The following is a 15,269-nucleotide window of genomic DNA, read 5'->3' on the forward strand; positions in this document are numbered from 1 at the left end:
TATGACTTTTATTAGGCGTTCGGTCAGGCGGCCAACGGCTGGTGTCGGGGTGACTGCGCTGCACGCGGGCTGACACGGGCGCGGGCCGGCAGCGGGTGGTGCATCCAGCTCAGGCGGATTTCGTCGATTTCCACCCAGCCGTCACCTACAGGAGGCTGGCTGCACTCCTTGAAGGCCTGGCAACGACCTTGCGCATCGAGCAGGGCATACTGGCGAAGGGCGGTCTTGCGCGTGAACAGTGACCAGATAAAATGCATGGCGATCAACCTCCTGAGATTGGGGCCAAGCTTGCCTGTCGGGCATGACGGGTCTGTGTATCGGTCATGACATATCAGTGACATCGAACCGCTACAGTCCGCAGGGGTCTCAGGATGTAACTGGCGCTAGTTCCCGGCACTGGCGCACCGCTATACTGCCCGCCTGTCGGTACTCGATTTCTGGAGAGAAGAGCATGTTGCAACGCCTGTTGTTCGGTTTGATCACTGTGACCAGTTTGACCTTGGTTGGCTGCGCCAACAGCCCGCAACAACTGACCCCGGAACCGAAGATCACCACGCAGTTGGCCCCAGTCGGCCACGGCCAGGCGGTATCGGTGCGTGTGGTGGATGGTCGTCCATCGCCGACACTCGGCTCGCGCGGTGGCCTGTACCCGGAAACGGCCCTGGTCTCGGTGAACGCTCAAGACGTACTGCCCAAGCTGCAAGCCCAGGCTGAAGCCGCCGTGCGCCTGCTGGGTTTCACCCCGAGCCCCAACGCGCCGGGTGCTCCGCAGTTGACCATCACCCTGGCCGAATTGAAATATCAGTCGCCTAAAGACGGCCTGTACGTGACCGAGGCGTCCATCGGCGCGACCTTCAAGTCCGACGTCAGCGCCGGTACCCGTCGCTACAGCGGTCGCTACGGTGCGTCCCTGAACCAGCGGTTCGGTATGTCGCCGAACCAGGAAACCAACACCAAGTTGGTCAGCGATGTCCTGAGTGACGCCTTGACTCGACTTTTCAAGGACCCAAGCATCGGTTCATTGCTCAGCTCGCAATGACCGCTTCCCAAAAAAAACCGGACGCTGCGAGGCGTCCGGTTTTTTTTCGCCTTCAGTTTCATGCGGCGGTGTCGATACAGAAGTCCAGCAGGCTCACCCCCGTCAACAGATCGGTCTCCGGCAAGTCCGCATGCTGGTGCCCGCCAAGCGCGCAATACACCAGCCAGTGGCGGTCCTGGACGTTGAAGGCCAGGCCGCCGATCAGCGCCTCTTGCTCTTCGCTTTGGGCGATCAGGTACAGCCGATCCTGGTTTTGCGCGTGCAACATGACAAGCTCCTAAAGCGTCGAAGGGCAACAGAGTGGCCTGTTAAGGTGACGTTCAGGTGACGACGTAAATTACTGGATACATTAGCCGTCAATGGGGGAGGGAGCATTTGCGGCGCTGGAGGCCACTATCGTTCAGGTTTGTATCTGAACTGATACCAAGACACTGTCTACTGAGGTTTGCGATGGCGCTGCCCGCACTATTGATCAATGTTGTGGCTTTACTGGTGGCCTGCCCGGGTGCCGCGCTGCTGTTCATCACCCGCCTGCACGAACAGCGCGCGATGGCCGAACTGACCGCACAACGCGAAGACCGCGCGATCGACCAGCCGATGTTGTTTCTGGATGTGCGCACCGAGCGGGCGCATCGCCTGGCTTACCGCGTCGGGTTCGCCTGCCTGGGGTTGGCGCTGGCCCTCTCCTGGCTCAGCACCCGTCTTTAAACACACCATAAAGCAAATGTGGGAGGGGGCTTGCCCCCGATAGCGGTATGCCAGTCAATCAGATGTCGACTGACACTCCGTGATCGGGGCAAGCCCCCTCCCACATTTGGATCGGTGTTTTACAGCGGAATGCCCGCTTTGACCCGATACTGATTACGCACCGGGGTTGCATATTGCACCACCAGGAACGGCCGGTGCTCGGCCGGGCATTCGTTCAGGCGGCGCTCCCATTCAGCCTTGGCCTTGGCCAGTTCGTCCGCCGGGAACACTTCGGCCGCCGTCGGCACCTGCAATTGCGGGTCGGCGTCGCTCCACTGCTGGTACGCCAGGTAGTGCACCGGGAACAGCCTGTAACCGCCCAAAATCTGCCGGTCCATTTCCACCGCCAGCAGCTTGGTGTCTTCGAAGCGTTCGGTAATCGGCGGTGCGAAGTTGATATGCACCCGGCCCTTGTAGCCCGTGATGCCAAGGGCGATGCTCACGTCATCCTCACCCGGTGCCTTGCAGTAGGTACCCGTCGTGGCGCGGATATACAGCTCGCGAGCCTTGGCGGTATCGCAAGGGTCGTACTCGTAGCTGATCGATACCGGCGTCAGGTTCAACGACTGGATCACCTCGGCAAACGGCTCGTCCTTGCGGCTGACGTGGAACATCTTGAGGATCGCCGACTCGGTGCGATCATCCCCATCCTTGGCGCGCCCTTCGGCCTGGGCGATCCAGATCGACTGGCAGTCGTTGCGGATCGAGTGGTTGATGTAGGCCGACAGTAGGTTGTAGGCCGCCATCTTCTCCTTTCGCCCGGTGATCGAGCGGTGCACGATAAAGCTCTTGTTCAGGCGCATCAGGTCGCTGACAAACGGCTTTTGCAGCAGGTTGTCGCCGATGGCGATGCGGGGCGTCGGCAGGCCGGCGTGGTATACGGCATAGTTGACGAAGGCCGGGTCCATTACGATATCGCGGTGGTTGGCCAGGAATACGTAGGCGGTGCCAGACTTGAGTTGCTCTACACCGGTATAAGTGACGCCGTCGGTCGCTCGATCAATGGTGTGATCGACGTAATACTCGACTTTGTCCTGCAGCGTGGCCACGGTGGTGACACCGGCGAATTCACGGCGCAGCTTGCGGGCGATCATTGGCTTGAGCAGCCAGCCCAGGGCGCCGGCAAAACGCGGGAAGCGAAAGTGGGTCAGGATGTCCAGAAAGGCCTTGTCACTGAACAGCCGGTCCAGTACTGCCGGGACTTCGCTGTCGTTGTAAGGTCGGATGGTATCGAATTGGCCCATCATGCTCTCTTGTTAGAAACGGCTAGGGTAAGTAAAGGAAATACCAGGGCGCGGCCTGAGTAATGGGCTCAGCCGAACGATAACCCTGTAAATAGACCGGCGATTATACGCACAAGTCACCTTGGAGGCTGCGATGCTGGAAAGCGCGACGTACGATTGTCCTTATTGTGGTGAAGTGGTCGAGACAACGGTGGATTTGTCGGGTGGTGACCAGACCTATATAGAAGACTGCCAGGTGTGTTGCCGACCGATTATTTTCGATCTGCAGGTCCATGGTGAAGAATGGATGCTTGAAACCCGCAGCGAGAACGAATAACGGGGACGCCCATGCAGCGAATCTACGAACCGGAAAACCTGATGGAAGGCGAGCTGCTGCAACAGATGCTCGCCAGCGAGGGCATCGAGGCGCACCTGGTGGGTCGCCATTTGCTGGGCGGCACTGGCGAATTGCCGATCTTCGGCCTATTGGGGCTGGAGGTGGACAACGACCGGGCCGTTGACGCCCGCGAGCTGATCACTGCCTACATTGGCGCGCAACCCTTGCCCGGCGACGAACCGGACAGCTTCCCCGACGTGCTGGTCTGTTAGGCTGTCGGTCGGTTTACCCAAGAGTCGTGTTGCCCCATGTGTGGACGTTATGCCCTGTTTCGCTGGAACCCTGCTTTTGCTGCCTTGCCGGGCTTCCCGGCCGACCAGCAGGCCCAGTGGAACATCTCCCCGAATGATTCGGTGCTGATCCAGCGCGCCACCGACGGCCAGCGCACCCTGGCGCGAGCCCGCTGGGGGCTTACACCGCCCTGGCTGACCGACCTGTCCCGCACGCCTGCGCATGCGCGAGCCGAAACCTTGGCCGAACAACCGATGTTCCGCGAAGCGTTCCGCCAGCGTCGCTGCCTGTTGCCCGCCAACGGTTTCTACGAATGGCGCGGCACCCAGCGCAAACGCCCGTACTGGTTGACGCCGGGGGAGGGCTCCACGCTGTTTTTCGCCGCGATCTGGGAAGCTTACCCCGTGCAGGAGCAGGTGTGGCTGAGCACGGCGGTGGTGACCCAGGCCGCACAGGCTCAGCGCCGGCCGTTAATCCTGGATGCAGCAGGGCAGGAAGCCTGGCTTGATCCCGAGACGCCGTTGCCTGTGTTGCAAGGCTTGTTGGCCAGTGAGCCGACCGCGTTGCGCGAGCGGGTTTTGGCCAACATGGTCAATGATCCGAAGCTCAATGGGCCGGAGTGCCTGACGCCGGCGTGAGTCTGGGTGTTATGGGGTGTCTTTGAGGGCCTCATCGCAGGCAAGCCAGCTCCCACCTTCGACTGTATTCACAGATCCAAGTGTGGGAGCTGGCTTGCCTGCGATAGGGCCCTTAGGAACGCTGAAATCTAAACTTTGAACTGATTGATCAGCCGCCGTTGCTGCTCCGCCAATTTGGTCAGGTCCGCACTGGCCGCGCTGGACTCATCCGCGCCGCCCGCCACTTCATTGGCCACCTGGCCAATATTGATCACGTTGCGGTTGATATCCTCGGCCACTGCGCTCTGCTCCTCGGCCGCGCTGGCGATCTGGGTGTTCATGTCGTTGATCACCGACACGGCCTGGCTGATGGTTTCCAGTGCTTCGGCCGCCTTGGCCGCGTGCTGCACGCTTTCATCGGTACGGCTCTGGCTGTCTTCCATCACCCGCACCACATCCCGCGTGCCTTGTTGCAACTGCTGGATCATGGCCTGGATTTCTTCGGTGGCCTTCTGGGTTTTCTGCGCCAGGTTGCGCACTTCGTCGGCGACCACGGCAAAGCCACGCCCTTGCTCGCCGGCACGCGCCGCCTCGATGGCTGCGTTGAGGGCCAACAGGTTGGTCTGCTCAGCGATCCCGCGAATGGCTGTGAGGATGGCGTTGATGTTCTCGCTGTCCTTGGCCAGGGTTTGCACCACGCCCACCGCCTTGCCGATTTCCTCGGCCAGTGCGCCGATGGACGTCGACGTGTCGCGCACAATGCGCATGCCCTGGCTCGCGGCCTGGTCGGCATGGCTGGCGGCTTGCGCGGCCTGGGTGGCGTTACGCGCAACGTCTTGCGCCGTGGCGGTCATCTCATGCACCGCAGTCGCGACCTGATCGATTTCCACCATCTGTTTATGCACGCCCTGATTGGTGCGGATCGCGATGTCGGCGGTGTGCTCCGACGAGTCGCTGACCTTCTGCACTGAGCTGACCACTTGGGTGATCATGCCCTGTAGTTTGATCAGGAAGGTGTTGAAGCCGTTGGCAATAGCACCCAGCTCATCGGCGCGATCACTGGTCAGGCGCCGCGTCAGGTCGCCTTCGCCCTGGGCGATGTCATTGAGCATGGCCACCATTTGCTTGAGTGGGCGGGCGATGCCGTGGCCGACCAGCCAGATCACCAACAGGCCGATGCCGGCAATCAACAGGCCTGCAATGGCCATACCGACGATGTCGGCCTTGCGTTGTGCGTCCAAGTCGCTTTGCAGTGTGTGCAAGTCTGCCATCACCGCGTTCAGCGGCAGTTGCATCATCAAGGTCCAGCGCGCATCGGTCTGGCCAATATTGAAGGGCAGGAACAGCTCGATATGCCCGTGTTCCCTGTCGATGTCGTAACGCACTTCGCCGGCTTTCAGTTGGGCGAGGTTGGCCAGTTCATTGGTGTCGAGCAGGTCGCTGGATTTTTCGCCAAGCTTGCTGGCGTCCTTGGTATAGGCCACCAGGCGGCCGTTGCTGGAGATCAGCGCCAATTCACCGGCCCCGTTGTAGAGGTTTTGATCGGCGCTGGTGAGCATGTCCTGGATGAAGTTCACCGAGAGGTCCGCCCCGACAATGCCCTGGAAGGTGCCATCGATCATGATCGGTTCGATAAACGAGGCCAGCATCACCATCGCGTTGCCGACCTTGTAAGGGGCAGGGTCGATGGCGCAGGCTTTTTTGCTTTCCTTGGAGCACAGGTAGTACTCGCTGGCGCGCACGCCGGTGGAGAGGATTTTCTGGTCGGCCACATCCGCGAGTTTATCCAGGCCCAGGCTGCCATCCGCGTTGCGGTACCACCACGGCAGGAAACGCCCGTCGGTGCCCATGCCCACTATCGGGCTGTCCACGTAGGCGGCGTCGTTGTGTTCGATCGCATTGGGTTCCCAGCCAATGTAGGCGCCGAGGATTTTCGGGTTGCGCACCACGGTTTCGTGCAGCAGGTTGATCAGTTGTTCGCGACCGATCTGCAGGGCCGGTTGGCCCTTGGCGTCTTTCATGCCGAGCAAGGCGTTGGTGGTGGCCAGGGCCTTGGCACTCACCAGCGGCGCTTCCAATTCGCGCTGGATCATGGTGGCCTGGGTTTGCGCCAGGGTCGTAAGGCGCTGCTCGATGATCTGCTCGAATTGAGCCTGGGTGCGCGCCTGCACCCTCTCCTGAGTCCGTGCGCCGGCAAACAAGGCATACAGCACCAGCACCGCGATCACACTGAGGACGATGGCGCCGGCCAGTGCCGCGACAGAAAATTGAATCGACTTGAATTTCATGAACGCTCCGGGCGCAAACGAAGAAGGCTGCCTTTTTGTATCGGCCACGGGCCCAATTGGCATGAGGGGGTGCCCCGTAAAATAGTGGGGTGTGTCGCAAATGGAATGGTCGCTGCCGCTGGCAAACTGTGCGATGTATCCGAAATTCAGCGGTTACACGTCTGGTGTATCTGGCGCCGATACACATGAGCGCCTACGATACGCGCCATGTTTTCAGGCGTCTTTTCAGGGAGAGTGTGTTGATGAAGAAATCAATGGCGATAAGTGGATTGGTTGCAGCGATGTTGCTGGCCGGTTGTCAGTCGGTCAACACCACCAGCGGCGGTGCCGTTGGGGTCGAGCGCAAGCAGTACATGTTCAGCATGCTGTCGAGCCAGGAAGTCGACCAGATGTATGCCCAGTCCTACCAGCAGACACTGGGCGAAGCCAGCAGCAAGGGCCAGTTGGACAAGACCAGCGCCAACGCCAAGCGCGTGCAGGCCATTGCCAAGCGGCTGATCGCCCAGGCGCCGACCTTCCGCCCGGATGCGGCGCAGTGGAAGTGGGAAGTGAACCTGATCAAGAGCGACGAGATGAACGCCAACTGCGGGCCTGGCGGCAAGATCTTCGTGTACAGCGCGTTGATCGATAACCTCAAGCTCACCGATGACGAACTGGCCGCGGTCATGGGCCATGAAATTGCGCATGCCTTGCGTGAGCATGGTCGTGAAGCCATGTCCAAGGCCTACGGGATCGAGATGGCCAAGCAGGGGGCCGGTGCACTCTTTGGCCTTGGCCAGGACAGCCTGGCATTGGCCGATACCGTGGCCAACTACGGCATGACCTTGCCCAACAGCCGCAGCAATGAAAACGAAGCAGACCTGATCGGCCTGGAACTGTCGGCTCGCGCGGGCTACAACCCGAATGCGGCGATCACGCTGTGGAATAAGATGGCCAAGGCTTCGGAAGGCTCGCCGCCTGAGTTCATGAGCACTCACCCGGCGTCCGACAGCCGAATTGCCTCGTTGCAGGCGGCGATTCCGAAAGTGATGCCGCTGTACCAGCAGGCCAAAAAATCCTGATCCACCGATAAGCACATGGCTGGATTTTTGTAGTGAGCGAGCTTGCCTCGCGCGGGGCAAGCCCGCTCACTACAGAACTGTGCTCATGAGCGCCCTAGATCCAGCCGCTGCTCTGCATGGCCTTGTACACCGCCACAATCGCCAGGACGAAAAACGCTGTCGCCGCCAGTCGACGAATCAAGGTCAATGGCAGTTTTTCCGCCGCAAAATTCCCCGCCAATACCACCGGCACGTTGGCAATCAGCATGCCCACGGTGGTGCCGATAATCACCAGCCACAGTTCCGGGTACTGCGCCGCCAGCATGACCGTGGCGATCTGCGTCTTGTCACCGATTTCCGCGAGGAAGAACGCAATCAGCGTGGTCAGGAATGGCCCGAATTTGCGGCTGGTACTGGCTTCGTCATCATCGAGTTTGTCCGGCACCAGGGTCCAGAGTGCCGTGGCGCAGAAGCTCGCCGCCAGGATCCAGTGCAGCACAGCATCCGAGAAGAAACTCCCGAACCAGGCCCCCACGGCACCGGCAGCCGCATGGTTGGCCAGGGTCGCGGCGACGATGCCGGCGATGATCGGCCAGGGCTTGCGGAAGCGAGCGGCAAGGATGAGTGCGAGCAGTTGCGTCTTGTCGCCGATTTCGGCCAAGGCAACGATTGCGGTAGGAACGAGTAATGAATCCAGCATCAGGTAGGTTTCCAGGGGCGGGTCGACACGGCTATGACACGTACAGCCTCCCCGCCCCGGGTAAGGTGTGCGTGTCATAGGTCTTGTCAAACCCCGGTCCGTCTGTGCGGACTCCTGGGTCGCATACGCCATGGTCTGCTGACCAAGTATGTTGACGTATGCCGGACGAGCGTGGCGCTCGTGGGAGACTACTCCCCTAGGACGGAGCGGATTCTGCCTAGGCAAAATCCATTCGGCAAGTGTTCTTTTTCAAACGCCCGTCAGCCGCGCTTGGCACGGTAGATGCGGAAACCGTTGCCTTCGGCCTTCACCGCACACACGCCCAGATGCTCTTCGATCAGCGGCTGGTACTTCAGGAAACTATTGGCGACCAAGCGCAGTTCGCCGCCTTTTGCCAGATGTTTAGCCGCTTTTCGCAGCAGGTTCTCGGTGGCGAAATAATCGGTATGCACCCCGACATGGAACGGTGGGTTGCTCAAAATTGCGTTCAACCCCATCGGCGCCGCGTCGATGCCATCACCGGTCAGCACCTCGGCTTCCAGGCCATTGGCGGTCAAGGTCAAGCGACTGCTGGCCGCAGCAAACGCATCCACGTCCAGCATCGTGACGGTGTTGTGCGGGTAGCGACGTTTTACCGCAGCCCCCAGTACGCCAGCACCGCAACCAAAGTCGAGCAGATGACCACTCGGCAGTTTGTCCAAATGCGCCAGCAACAGCTCGGTGCCGCGATCCAGGCGACCGTGGCTGAACACGCCCGGCAAGCTCACCACCTTCAGGGGGCCTTCGGCCAGCGGCACCTCGAAGACCTGCGCCAGGCTTTCCAGCTCGACCGCCTGCGGCGCGTTGGCCACGGTGACCTGCCACAGCTGGCAATGCCGCGCGTTGTCGAGCTTGCGCGGTTTGCCGAAGGGAATCATCTGCTTGGCGGCGCTTTCGATACCGGCCTTTTTCTCGCCGACCAGGAACAACTCGGCACCGGGCAAGCGTGCAGCCACGGCGTTGAGCAGGTAGTCGGTGAGGTCCTTGGATTTGGGCAGGAAGATCACCGCCGCGTCAAAGGCGCGCTCCGGCACGGTCACACCGAAGTGGCTACGCTCGGCGAAGCGTGCGTCGAGTGCCGCCTGGTCGCCGGCATGCCAGCTCCAACCGTGGGCGTTGGGCAGGCGACCCAGCAGGTCGTCGGCAGGCAAACCCACCAATAGCAGGTTGCCTTGAAAAAGTTCGGCCTGACGAAGCAGTACTTCACTGCGCGGATCCATGGTCTGCTCCTTGAAAAGGGGCGCAGTTTATCAACTGACGACGCGCAGCGGGGCGCCGCTGAAAAAGCTCCGGGCGTTTTCCGCCAGTTGGCCGACGATGCGCTGGCGCGCCTCGCGACTGCCCCAGGCGTTGTGCGGTGTCACGATCAGCCGAGGGATATCGCCGGCCAGCAGCGGGTTGCCGTTGATCGGCGGTTCCACGCTCAGCACATCGGTCGCCGCGCCACCCAGGTGGCCGTTGCGCAACGCATCAGCCAGGGCCTGTTCGTTGATCAAACCACCGCGTGCGGTATTGACCACAAACGCACCCGGCTTGAGCAGCGCCAGTTCGCGGGCGCCGATAAAGTCGCGGGTGTGTTCATTGAGCGGGCAGTGCAGGGTGAGGGCGTCGACCTGCGCGAGCAGTTCATCCAACGGCACGCGGTCGGCACGGGCAGGGCGTCCCGGAATCGCACCGAGCACCACGCGCATACCAAAGGCTTCCGCCAGGCGTGCTACGGCGCTGCCCAATTCACCGTGACCGAGCAGGCCGAGGGTTTTGCCTTCCAGCTCGACGATGGGGTGGTCCAGCAGGCAGAACTGCTTGGCTTGCTGCCACTTGCCGGCGCTTACATCCCGTTGGTAGTCCTTCAAGCGCGTCGCCAGGTTGAGCAGCAGCATGATCGTGTGCTGCGCCACCGACGGCGTGCCGTAGCCCTGGCAGTTGCTCACGGTGATGCCTTGGGCGCGGGCGGCTTCGAGGTCGACGTTATTGGTGCCGGTGGCCGACACCAGAATCAGCTTGAGTTCCGGGCAGGCCGCCAGGGTGTCGTGGTTGAGGGCGATTTTGTTGCTGATAGCTACCTGAACGCCTTGCAGGCGTTCAACCACATTCTGCGGCGTGGTACCTGTAAACAACTGCAACTCGCTGAAGCTGTTGCGCAGCTCGCTGAGGTCAAGGTCCCCCAGGTCCAGGGACGGATGATCAAGGAAGACGGCGCGGCGATTGTTCGTCATCAACTGTACCTTTTGCGACAGGGTTCGAAGGCGTAATCTGCCGAGCCTATCAGATGAAATAATCAGTTACTTAATGGGAGTGAGCATGTACGCCGCCGAGTTCTTGACCGTAGCCCTGATTCACTTATTGGCGGTGGCCAGCCCCGGCCCGGATTTCGCGGTGGTGGTGCGTGAAAGTGTGACCCACGGCCGCCGCGCCGGCACCTGGACCGCACTGGGCGTGGGCTCGGCGATATTCCTGCACGTGGGGTACTCACTGCTCGGTATCGGCCTGATCGTGTCCCAGTCCATCGTGCTGTTCAACGCGCTCAAGTGGGCGGCGGCGGCCTACCTGCTGTACATCGGCTTCAAGGCCCTGCGCGCGCAGCCGGCCAAGCCGGCCGCCGAGGGCGAGTTACACCGCGAGGCGGGCGAGCGCACCCCGCGTGGGGCGTTCACTGCCGGCTTCGTGACCAACGGCTTGAACCCCAAAGCCACGCTGTTCTTCCTGTCGTTGTTTACCGTGGTGATCAACCCGCACACACCGCTGGCGATCCAGGCCGGTTACGGCGTGTACCTGGCGGTAGCGACGGCGCTGTGGTTCTGCCTGGTGGCGATGCTGTTCAGCCAGCAGCGCGTACGCGCCGGGTTTGCGCGGATGGGGCATTGGTTTGATCGGACCATGGGCGCGGTGTTGATCGCCATCGGGGTAAAGCTGGCCTTCACCAGCATGAAATAGGCTAGATGCTGGCGCAAAGCTAGCATTCATTGGGGTCTGCAAATCATTCCTTTGGGTGATTTGGTTGAAACATAAGGTCTCTAAAGTGCAGGTCTTCAAGCCAAGACCGTGCAGTCATAAAAGGGATTCGTATGTTGCAGACCCGTGTTATCCCGCCCGCCGAAGGTGCGTACCAATACCCGCTGTTGATCAAACGCCTGTTGATGTCCGGCACCCGTTACGAGAAGACCCGGGAAATCGTCTACCGCGACAAGCTGCGCTACACCTACCCGACGTTGATCGAGCGGGTCGCGCGCCTGGCGAATGTGTTGACCGACGCCGGCGTCAAGGCCGGTGACACCGTGGCGGTGATGGATTGGGACAGCCATCGCTACCTGGAATGCATGTTCGCCATCCCGATGATCGGCGCGGTGATCCACACCATCAACGTGCGCCTGTCGCCGGAACAGATCCTGTACACCATGAACCACGCCGAGGACCGCTTCGTGCTGGTCAACAGCGAGTTCGTGGGCCTTTACCAGGCCATCGCCGGTCAGCTCACCACCGTCGACAAGACCCTGCTGCTCACCGACGGCGAGACCAAGACCGCCGAGTTGCCCAACTTGGTGGGCGAGTACGAAACCCTGCTGGCCGCCGCGAGCCCGACATACGACTTCCAGGACTTCGACGAGCATTCCGTCGCCACCACCTTCTACACCACCGGCACCACCGGTAACCCCAAGGGTGTGTATTTCACCCATCGCCAACTGGTACTGCACACCATCGGCGTGGCGACCATCATGGGCAGCGTCGACAGCGTGCGCCTGCTCGGCACCAACGACGTGTACATGCCCATTACACCGATGTTCCACGTGCACGCCTGGGGCCTGCCGTACGTGGCGACCATGCTTGGCCTGAAACAGGTCTATCCCGGCCGCTACGATCCGGAATATCTGGTGGAGCTGTGGCGCAAGGAGAAGGTCACCTTCTCCCATTGCGTGCCGACCATCCTGCAAATGGTGCTCAACGCCAAGGCCGCCCAGGGTGTGGATTTTGGCGGCTGGAAAATCGTCATCGGCGGCAGCGCGCTCAACCGTTCGCTGTATGAAGCGTCCAAGGCGCGTGGCATCCAATTGACCGCTGCGTACGGCATGTCCGAGACCGGGCCGCTGGTGTCCTGCGCCCACCTCAACGACGAGTTGATGGCCGGCAGCGAAGATGAACGCATTACCTACCGCATCAAGGCCGGCGTGCCGGGGCCGTTGGTGGAGGCGGCGATCATCGACGGCGATGGCAATTTCCTGCCTGCCGACGGTGAGTCCCAGGGTGAATTGGTGTTGCGTGCGCCGTGGCTCAGCGAAGGTTATTTCAACGAGCCGCAAAAGGGCGCCGAGCTGTGGGCCGGCGGCTGGATGCACACCGGCGATGTGGCCACGCTGGATGCCTTTGGCGTAATCGACATCCGCGACCGCATTAAAGACGTGATCAAGACTGGCGGCGAGTGGATCTCGTCCCTGGCCCTCGAAGACCTGGTCAGCCGCCACCCGGCGGTACGCGAAGTAGCGGTGGTGGGCATCGCCGACCCGCAGTGGGGCGAGCGCCCGTTTGCCCTGCTGGTAGTGCGTGATGGCCATGTGATAGGGGCCCGCGAGCTCAAGGAACACCTCAAGCCGTTCGTCGAACTGGGCCACTTGAGCAAGTGGGCAATTCCGAGCCAGATCGCCGTTGTTACGGAAATTCCCAAGACCAGCGTCGGCAAGCTCGACAAAAAACGTATCCGAGTTGACATCATTGAGTGGCAGGCCAACAACAGCACGTTCCTGTCGACGCTCTAATGCCCGCGCCGTGCCCATTCGGGCACGGCACTGCTCTATCTCGCGCCTTCACTTGTGATTTGCCAATTTTCAGCCATCCTTGCCGCGTCGGCCTTCGCCGACATGGCGAAAGGGTCGTGGCAGACGGGTTGGTGATGCAAATCACACTTTAGAGGGATCAAGCACTACCCCCTGCTGGCTATAGTCCCTTCCAGAGTTTTTCACGGATGTTCCGCTTCGGGCCATGGGGGCTCGGCTGCCGAGCGGCATTGGAATCGTTGTATTCCGGCCGTTACAAGCATCACAGAACGAACTCACTGCCATAACAATAATGCACATGGAGTAGCGTCGATGACCTCAGTAAACCAGTTCTGGCGCCGGGCAAAACTGCCCCTGGCCGTCAGTCTCGCCTCTACGCTCGCCGGGCCCGCATTCGGCGTCAGTTTCAATATCGGTGAAATCGAAGGGAGTTTTGACTCGTCTCTTTCCGTGGGGGCGAGCTGGTCGACGGCCAAAGCCAACCGCGACCTGATAGGCGTCAACAACGGGGGCAGGGGCTTGTCCCAGACCTCCGATGACGGCCATTTGAACTTCAAGCGGGGTGAGACCTTCTCGAAGATCTTCAAAGGCATTCATGACCTGGAGCTGAAGTACGGCGACACCGGCGTGTTTGTGCGTGGCAAGTACTGGTATGACTTTGAGTTGAAAGACGAAAGCCGTCTGTTCAAGGACATCAGCGACAACAACCGTAAAGAGGGGGCAAAGTCCTCGGGCGGGCAAATTCTCGATGCGTTCGTCTACCACAACTATGCGATCGCCGATCAGCCGGGTTCGGTGCGGTTGGGCAAGCAGGTTGTAAGTTGGGGGGAGAGTACTTTCATCGGCGGCGGCATCAACTCCATCAACCCGATCGATGTGTCCGCGTTCCGTCGTCCGGGGGCTGAGGTCAAGGAAGGCTTGATTCCGGTCAACATGTTCTATGTGTCGCAGACACTGACCGATAACCTGTCGGCGGAAGCGTTCTATCAGTTGGAATGGGACCAGACGGTTACGGACAACTGCGGGACATTCTTCTCTCAGCCGGACGTCATCTCTGATGGTTGCGACAACAACCTACGGGTCTTGAACAAGCGCTCTCGCATCTCGCCTCTTGCGTATCCCACGCTCAATGCTTTGGGTGTTGATGTGAACGAAGAGGGTGTGCTCGTGCGCCGTGGCCCCGACCGTGATGCCCGGGACAGCGGCCAGTTTGGCGTAGCCATGCACTACAACTTCGAGCCGTTGGACACCGAGTTCGGCGCTTACTTCATGAACTATCACAGCCGTGCGCCGATTTTCAGTGCCCAGGGTGCGCCAGCATCAGCTTACAACCGTCCACTGGGTGGGCTGGCGGCGTTACGCCCGGTGATTGTGGCGGGTAGCTCCAACTACTTCGTCGAATACCCGGAAGACATTCGTCTTTACGGCTTGAGCTTTTCCACCACGCTGCCTACCGGTACTGCATGGAGCGGGGAGTTGAGCTACCGGCCGAATGCACCGGTGCAACTGAGCACCACCGACATACTCTATGCGGGCGTCACGCCTATTATCGGCTTTGGCAACGCTTCGGTGCTCAAAGGCTCGCCTGGTCAAGACCTGCATGGTTACAACCGCAAGGAAATCACGCAGTTCCAGACCACATTCACGCACTTCTTTGATCAAGTGATGGGCGCCAGCCGCTTGACCACGGTGGGTGAGATTGGGGTGACTCATGTGGGCGGCCTGGAGAGCAAATCAGAGGCCCGTTATGGCCGCGACCCGGTATTTGGTCCAGGTACTTTGCCCGGTGGTTTCTGCAATACGCTTAATAATTCCACCGCCGTGGGTGCTGGCCTGGCTAATGCCAATGGGCTGAATACCAACTGCAATAACGATGGCTTTACTACGGCCACTTCTTGGGGCTACCGCGCTCGTGCGATATGGGAGTATCCGGACGTCTTCGCTGGCGTAAACCTTAAGCCAAACCTGGCGTGGTCCCATGACGTCAAGGGTTACTCCCCAGGTCCTGGCGCTAACTTCGAAGAAGGTCGCAAGGCGGTCAGCCTGGGCCTGGATGCCGAGTATCAGAACACCTATACCGCCAGCCTGGCCTACACCAACTTCTTTGGTGGCAAGTTCAGTACGGTGGATGACCGCGACTTCGTCGCTTTGAGCTTCGGCGCCAACTTCTAAGCACACTGCA

Annotated in this window: 16 protein-coding genes, 1 pseudogene and 1 riboswitch; of the genes and pseudogenes, 9 read left to right on the forward strand and 8 right to left on the reverse strand. The window is 60.6% G+C overall.

Annotated elements, in window-relative coordinates; translation table 11 throughout:
* Nucleotides 1-23: 23 nt before the first annotated feature.
* Nucleotides 24-257 (reverse strand): hypothetical protein, encoded by a 234-nt coding sequence (locus QCBJ_RS21875; RefSeq protein ID WP_102061588.1) that lies wholly within the window; start codon nucleotides 255-257, stop codon nucleotides 24-26.
* A 194-nt stretch (nucleotides 258-451) separates the two neighbouring features.
* On the opposite strand from QCBJ_RS21875, the gene QCBJ_RS21880 reads away from it, so the two are divergent.
* The gene (locus tag QCBJ_RS21880) at nucleotides 452-1,039 is read left to right on the forward strand and encodes a YajG family lipoprotein (RefSeq protein WP_012722262.1); all 588 of its coding nucleotides are present in this window, start codon (nucleotides 452-454) and stop codon (nucleotides 1,037-1,039) included.
* Between the two features lie 58 nt (nucleotides 1,040-1,097).
* Here the strand turns inward: QCBJ_RS21880 and QCBJ_RS21885 are convergent, their stop codons facing one another.
* Nucleotides 1,098-1,307, reverse strand: a complete 210-nt coding sequence (locus QCBJ_RS21885) for a hypothetical protein (protein WP_012722263.1) — start codon at nucleotides 1,305-1,307, stop codon at nucleotides 1,098-1,100.
* 182 nt (nucleotides 1,308-1,489) lie between these two features.
* Here QCBJ_RS21885 and QCBJ_RS21890 point away from each other — a divergent pair, with 182 nt between their 5' ends.
* The gene (locus QCBJ_RS21890; protein WP_012722264.1) at nucleotides 1,490-1,747 is read left to right on the forward strand and encodes a hypothetical protein; all 258 of its coding nucleotides are present in this window, start codon (nucleotides 1,490-1,492) and stop codon (nucleotides 1,745-1,747) included.
* Nucleotides 1,748-1,866: 119 nt separating this feature from the next.
* Here the strand turns inward: QCBJ_RS21890 and QCBJ_RS21895 are convergent, their stop codons facing one another.
* Complete coding sequence (locus QCBJ_RS21895; RefSeq protein WP_173390377.1) at nucleotides 1,867-3,030, reverse strand: 1-acyl-sn-glycerol-3-phosphate acyltransferase; 1,164 nt, start codon at nucleotides 3,028-3,030, stop codon at nucleotides 1,867-1,869.
* 133 nt (nucleotides 3,031-3,163) lie between these two features.
* On the opposite strand from QCBJ_RS21895, the gene QCBJ_RS21900 reads away from it, so the two are divergent.
* Genes QCBJ_RS21900 through QCBJ_RS21910 form a run of 3 tightly spaced genes read left to right on the forward strand, consistent with a single transcriptional unit; the run spans nucleotide 3,164 to nucleotide 4,275 of the window.
* Complete coding sequence (locus QCBJ_RS21900; protein WP_012722266.1) at nucleotides 3,164-3,346, forward strand: CPXCG motif-containing cysteine-rich protein; 183 nt, start codon at nucleotides 3,164-3,166, stop codon at nucleotides 3,344-3,346.
* 11 nt (nucleotides 3,347-3,357) lie between these two features.
* Nucleotides 3,358-3,618: a putative signal transducing protein gene (locus tag QCBJ_RS21905; RefSeq protein ID WP_003171843.1), complete on the forward strand. Its 261-nt coding sequence runs from the start codon at nucleotides 3,358-3,360 to the stop codon at nucleotides 3,616-3,618.
* Nucleotides 3,619-3,654: 36 nt separating this feature from the next.
* Complete coding sequence (locus QCBJ_RS21910) at nucleotides 3,655-4,275, forward strand: SOS response-associated peptidase (RefSeq protein ID WP_012722267.1); 621 nt, start codon at nucleotides 3,655-3,657, stop codon at nucleotides 4,273-4,275.
* A 128-nt stretch (nucleotides 4,276-4,403) separates the two neighbouring features.
* Here QCBJ_RS21910 and QCBJ_RS30835 read toward each other — a convergent pair whose 3' ends face one another.
* Together QCBJ_RS30835 and QCBJ_RS30840 are read right to left on the reverse strand one after the other, a co-directional pair.
* A complete protein-coding gene (locus tag QCBJ_RS30835; RefSeq protein WP_370636091.1) occupies nucleotides 4,404-5,246 on the reverse strand; it encodes a methyl-accepting chemotaxis protein in 843 nt (280 codons plus the stop codon).
* 15 nt (nucleotides 5,247-5,261) lie between these two features.
* Nucleotides 5,262-6,605 (reverse strand): annotated as a pseudogene (locus QCBJ_RS30840) (HAMP domain-containing protein); the annotation flags it as partial.
* A gap of 179 nt (nucleotides 6,606-6,784) precedes the next feature.
* On the opposite strand from QCBJ_RS30840, the gene QCBJ_RS21920 reads away from it, so the two are divergent.
* Nucleotides 6,785-7,603, forward strand: coding sequence for a M48 family metallopeptidase (locus QCBJ_RS21920; protein WP_043204803.1), 819 nt, complete (start codon nucleotides 6,785-6,787; stop codon nucleotides 7,601-7,603).
* A gap of 94 nt (nucleotides 7,604-7,697) precedes the next feature.
* On the opposite strand, the gene QCBJ_RS21925 is transcribed toward QCBJ_RS21920, so the two are convergent.
* The 3 genes from QCBJ_RS21925 to QCBJ_RS21935 all read right to left on the reverse strand — a co-directional run bounded on the left by QCBJ_RS21925 (nucleotide 7,698) and on the right by QCBJ_RS21935 (nucleotide 10,537).
* On the reverse strand, nucleotides 7,698-8,282 hold the full coding sequence (locus QCBJ_RS21925) for a TMEM165/GDT1 family protein (RefSeq protein ID WP_012722270.1): 585 nt from the start codon (nucleotides 8,280-8,282) through the stop codon (nucleotides 7,698-7,700).
* 89 nt (nucleotides 8,283-8,371) lie between these two features.
* Nucleotides 8,372-8,491: riboswitch (yybP-ykoY riboswitch) on the reverse strand.
* A 51-nt stretch (nucleotides 8,492-8,542) separates the two neighbouring features.
* Nucleotides 8,543-9,541: a class I SAM-dependent methyltransferase gene (locus tag QCBJ_RS21930; RefSeq protein ID WP_102061590.1), complete on the reverse strand. Its 999-nt coding sequence runs from the start codon at nucleotides 9,539-9,541 to the stop codon at nucleotides 8,543-8,545.
* Nucleotides 9,542-9,571: 30 nt separating this feature from the next.
* A complete protein-coding gene (locus tag QCBJ_RS21935) occupies nucleotides 9,572-10,537 on the reverse strand; it encodes a 2-hydroxyacid dehydrogenase (RefSeq protein ID WP_012722272.1) in 966 nt (321 codons plus the stop codon).
* An 85-nt stretch (nucleotides 10,538-10,622) separates the two neighbouring features.
* On the opposite strand from QCBJ_RS21935, the gene QCBJ_RS21940 reads away from it, so the two are divergent.
* From QCBJ_RS21940 to QCBJ_RS21950, 3 genes are all read left to right on the forward strand, one after another.
* Nucleotides 10,623-11,255, forward strand: a complete 633-nt coding sequence (locus tag QCBJ_RS21940) for a LysE family translocator (RefSeq protein ID WP_010213066.1) — start codon at nucleotides 10,623-10,625, stop codon at nucleotides 11,253-11,255.
* Nucleotides 11,256-11,386: 131 nt separating this feature from the next.
* Entirely contained in the window at nucleotides 11,387-13,069 is a 1,683-nt protein-coding gene (locus QCBJ_RS21945) for a fatty acid--CoA ligase (RefSeq protein WP_012722274.1), read from the forward strand.
* A 330-nt stretch (nucleotides 13,070-13,399) separates the two neighbouring features.
* On the forward strand, nucleotides 13,400-15,259 hold the full coding sequence (locus tag QCBJ_RS21950; RefSeq protein ID WP_102061591.1) for a DUF1302 domain-containing protein: 1,860 nt from the start codon (nucleotides 13,400-13,402) through the stop codon (nucleotides 15,257-15,259).
* The last annotated feature ends 10 nt before the right edge of the window (nucleotides 15,260-15,269 follow it).

It is taken from the genome of Pseudomonas sp. QC2 (assembly GCF_002859085.1).
GTDB classification, from domain to species: Bacteria; Pseudomonadota; Gammaproteobacteria; order Pseudomonadales; family Pseudomonadaceae; genus Aquipseudomonas; species Aquipseudomonas petroselini.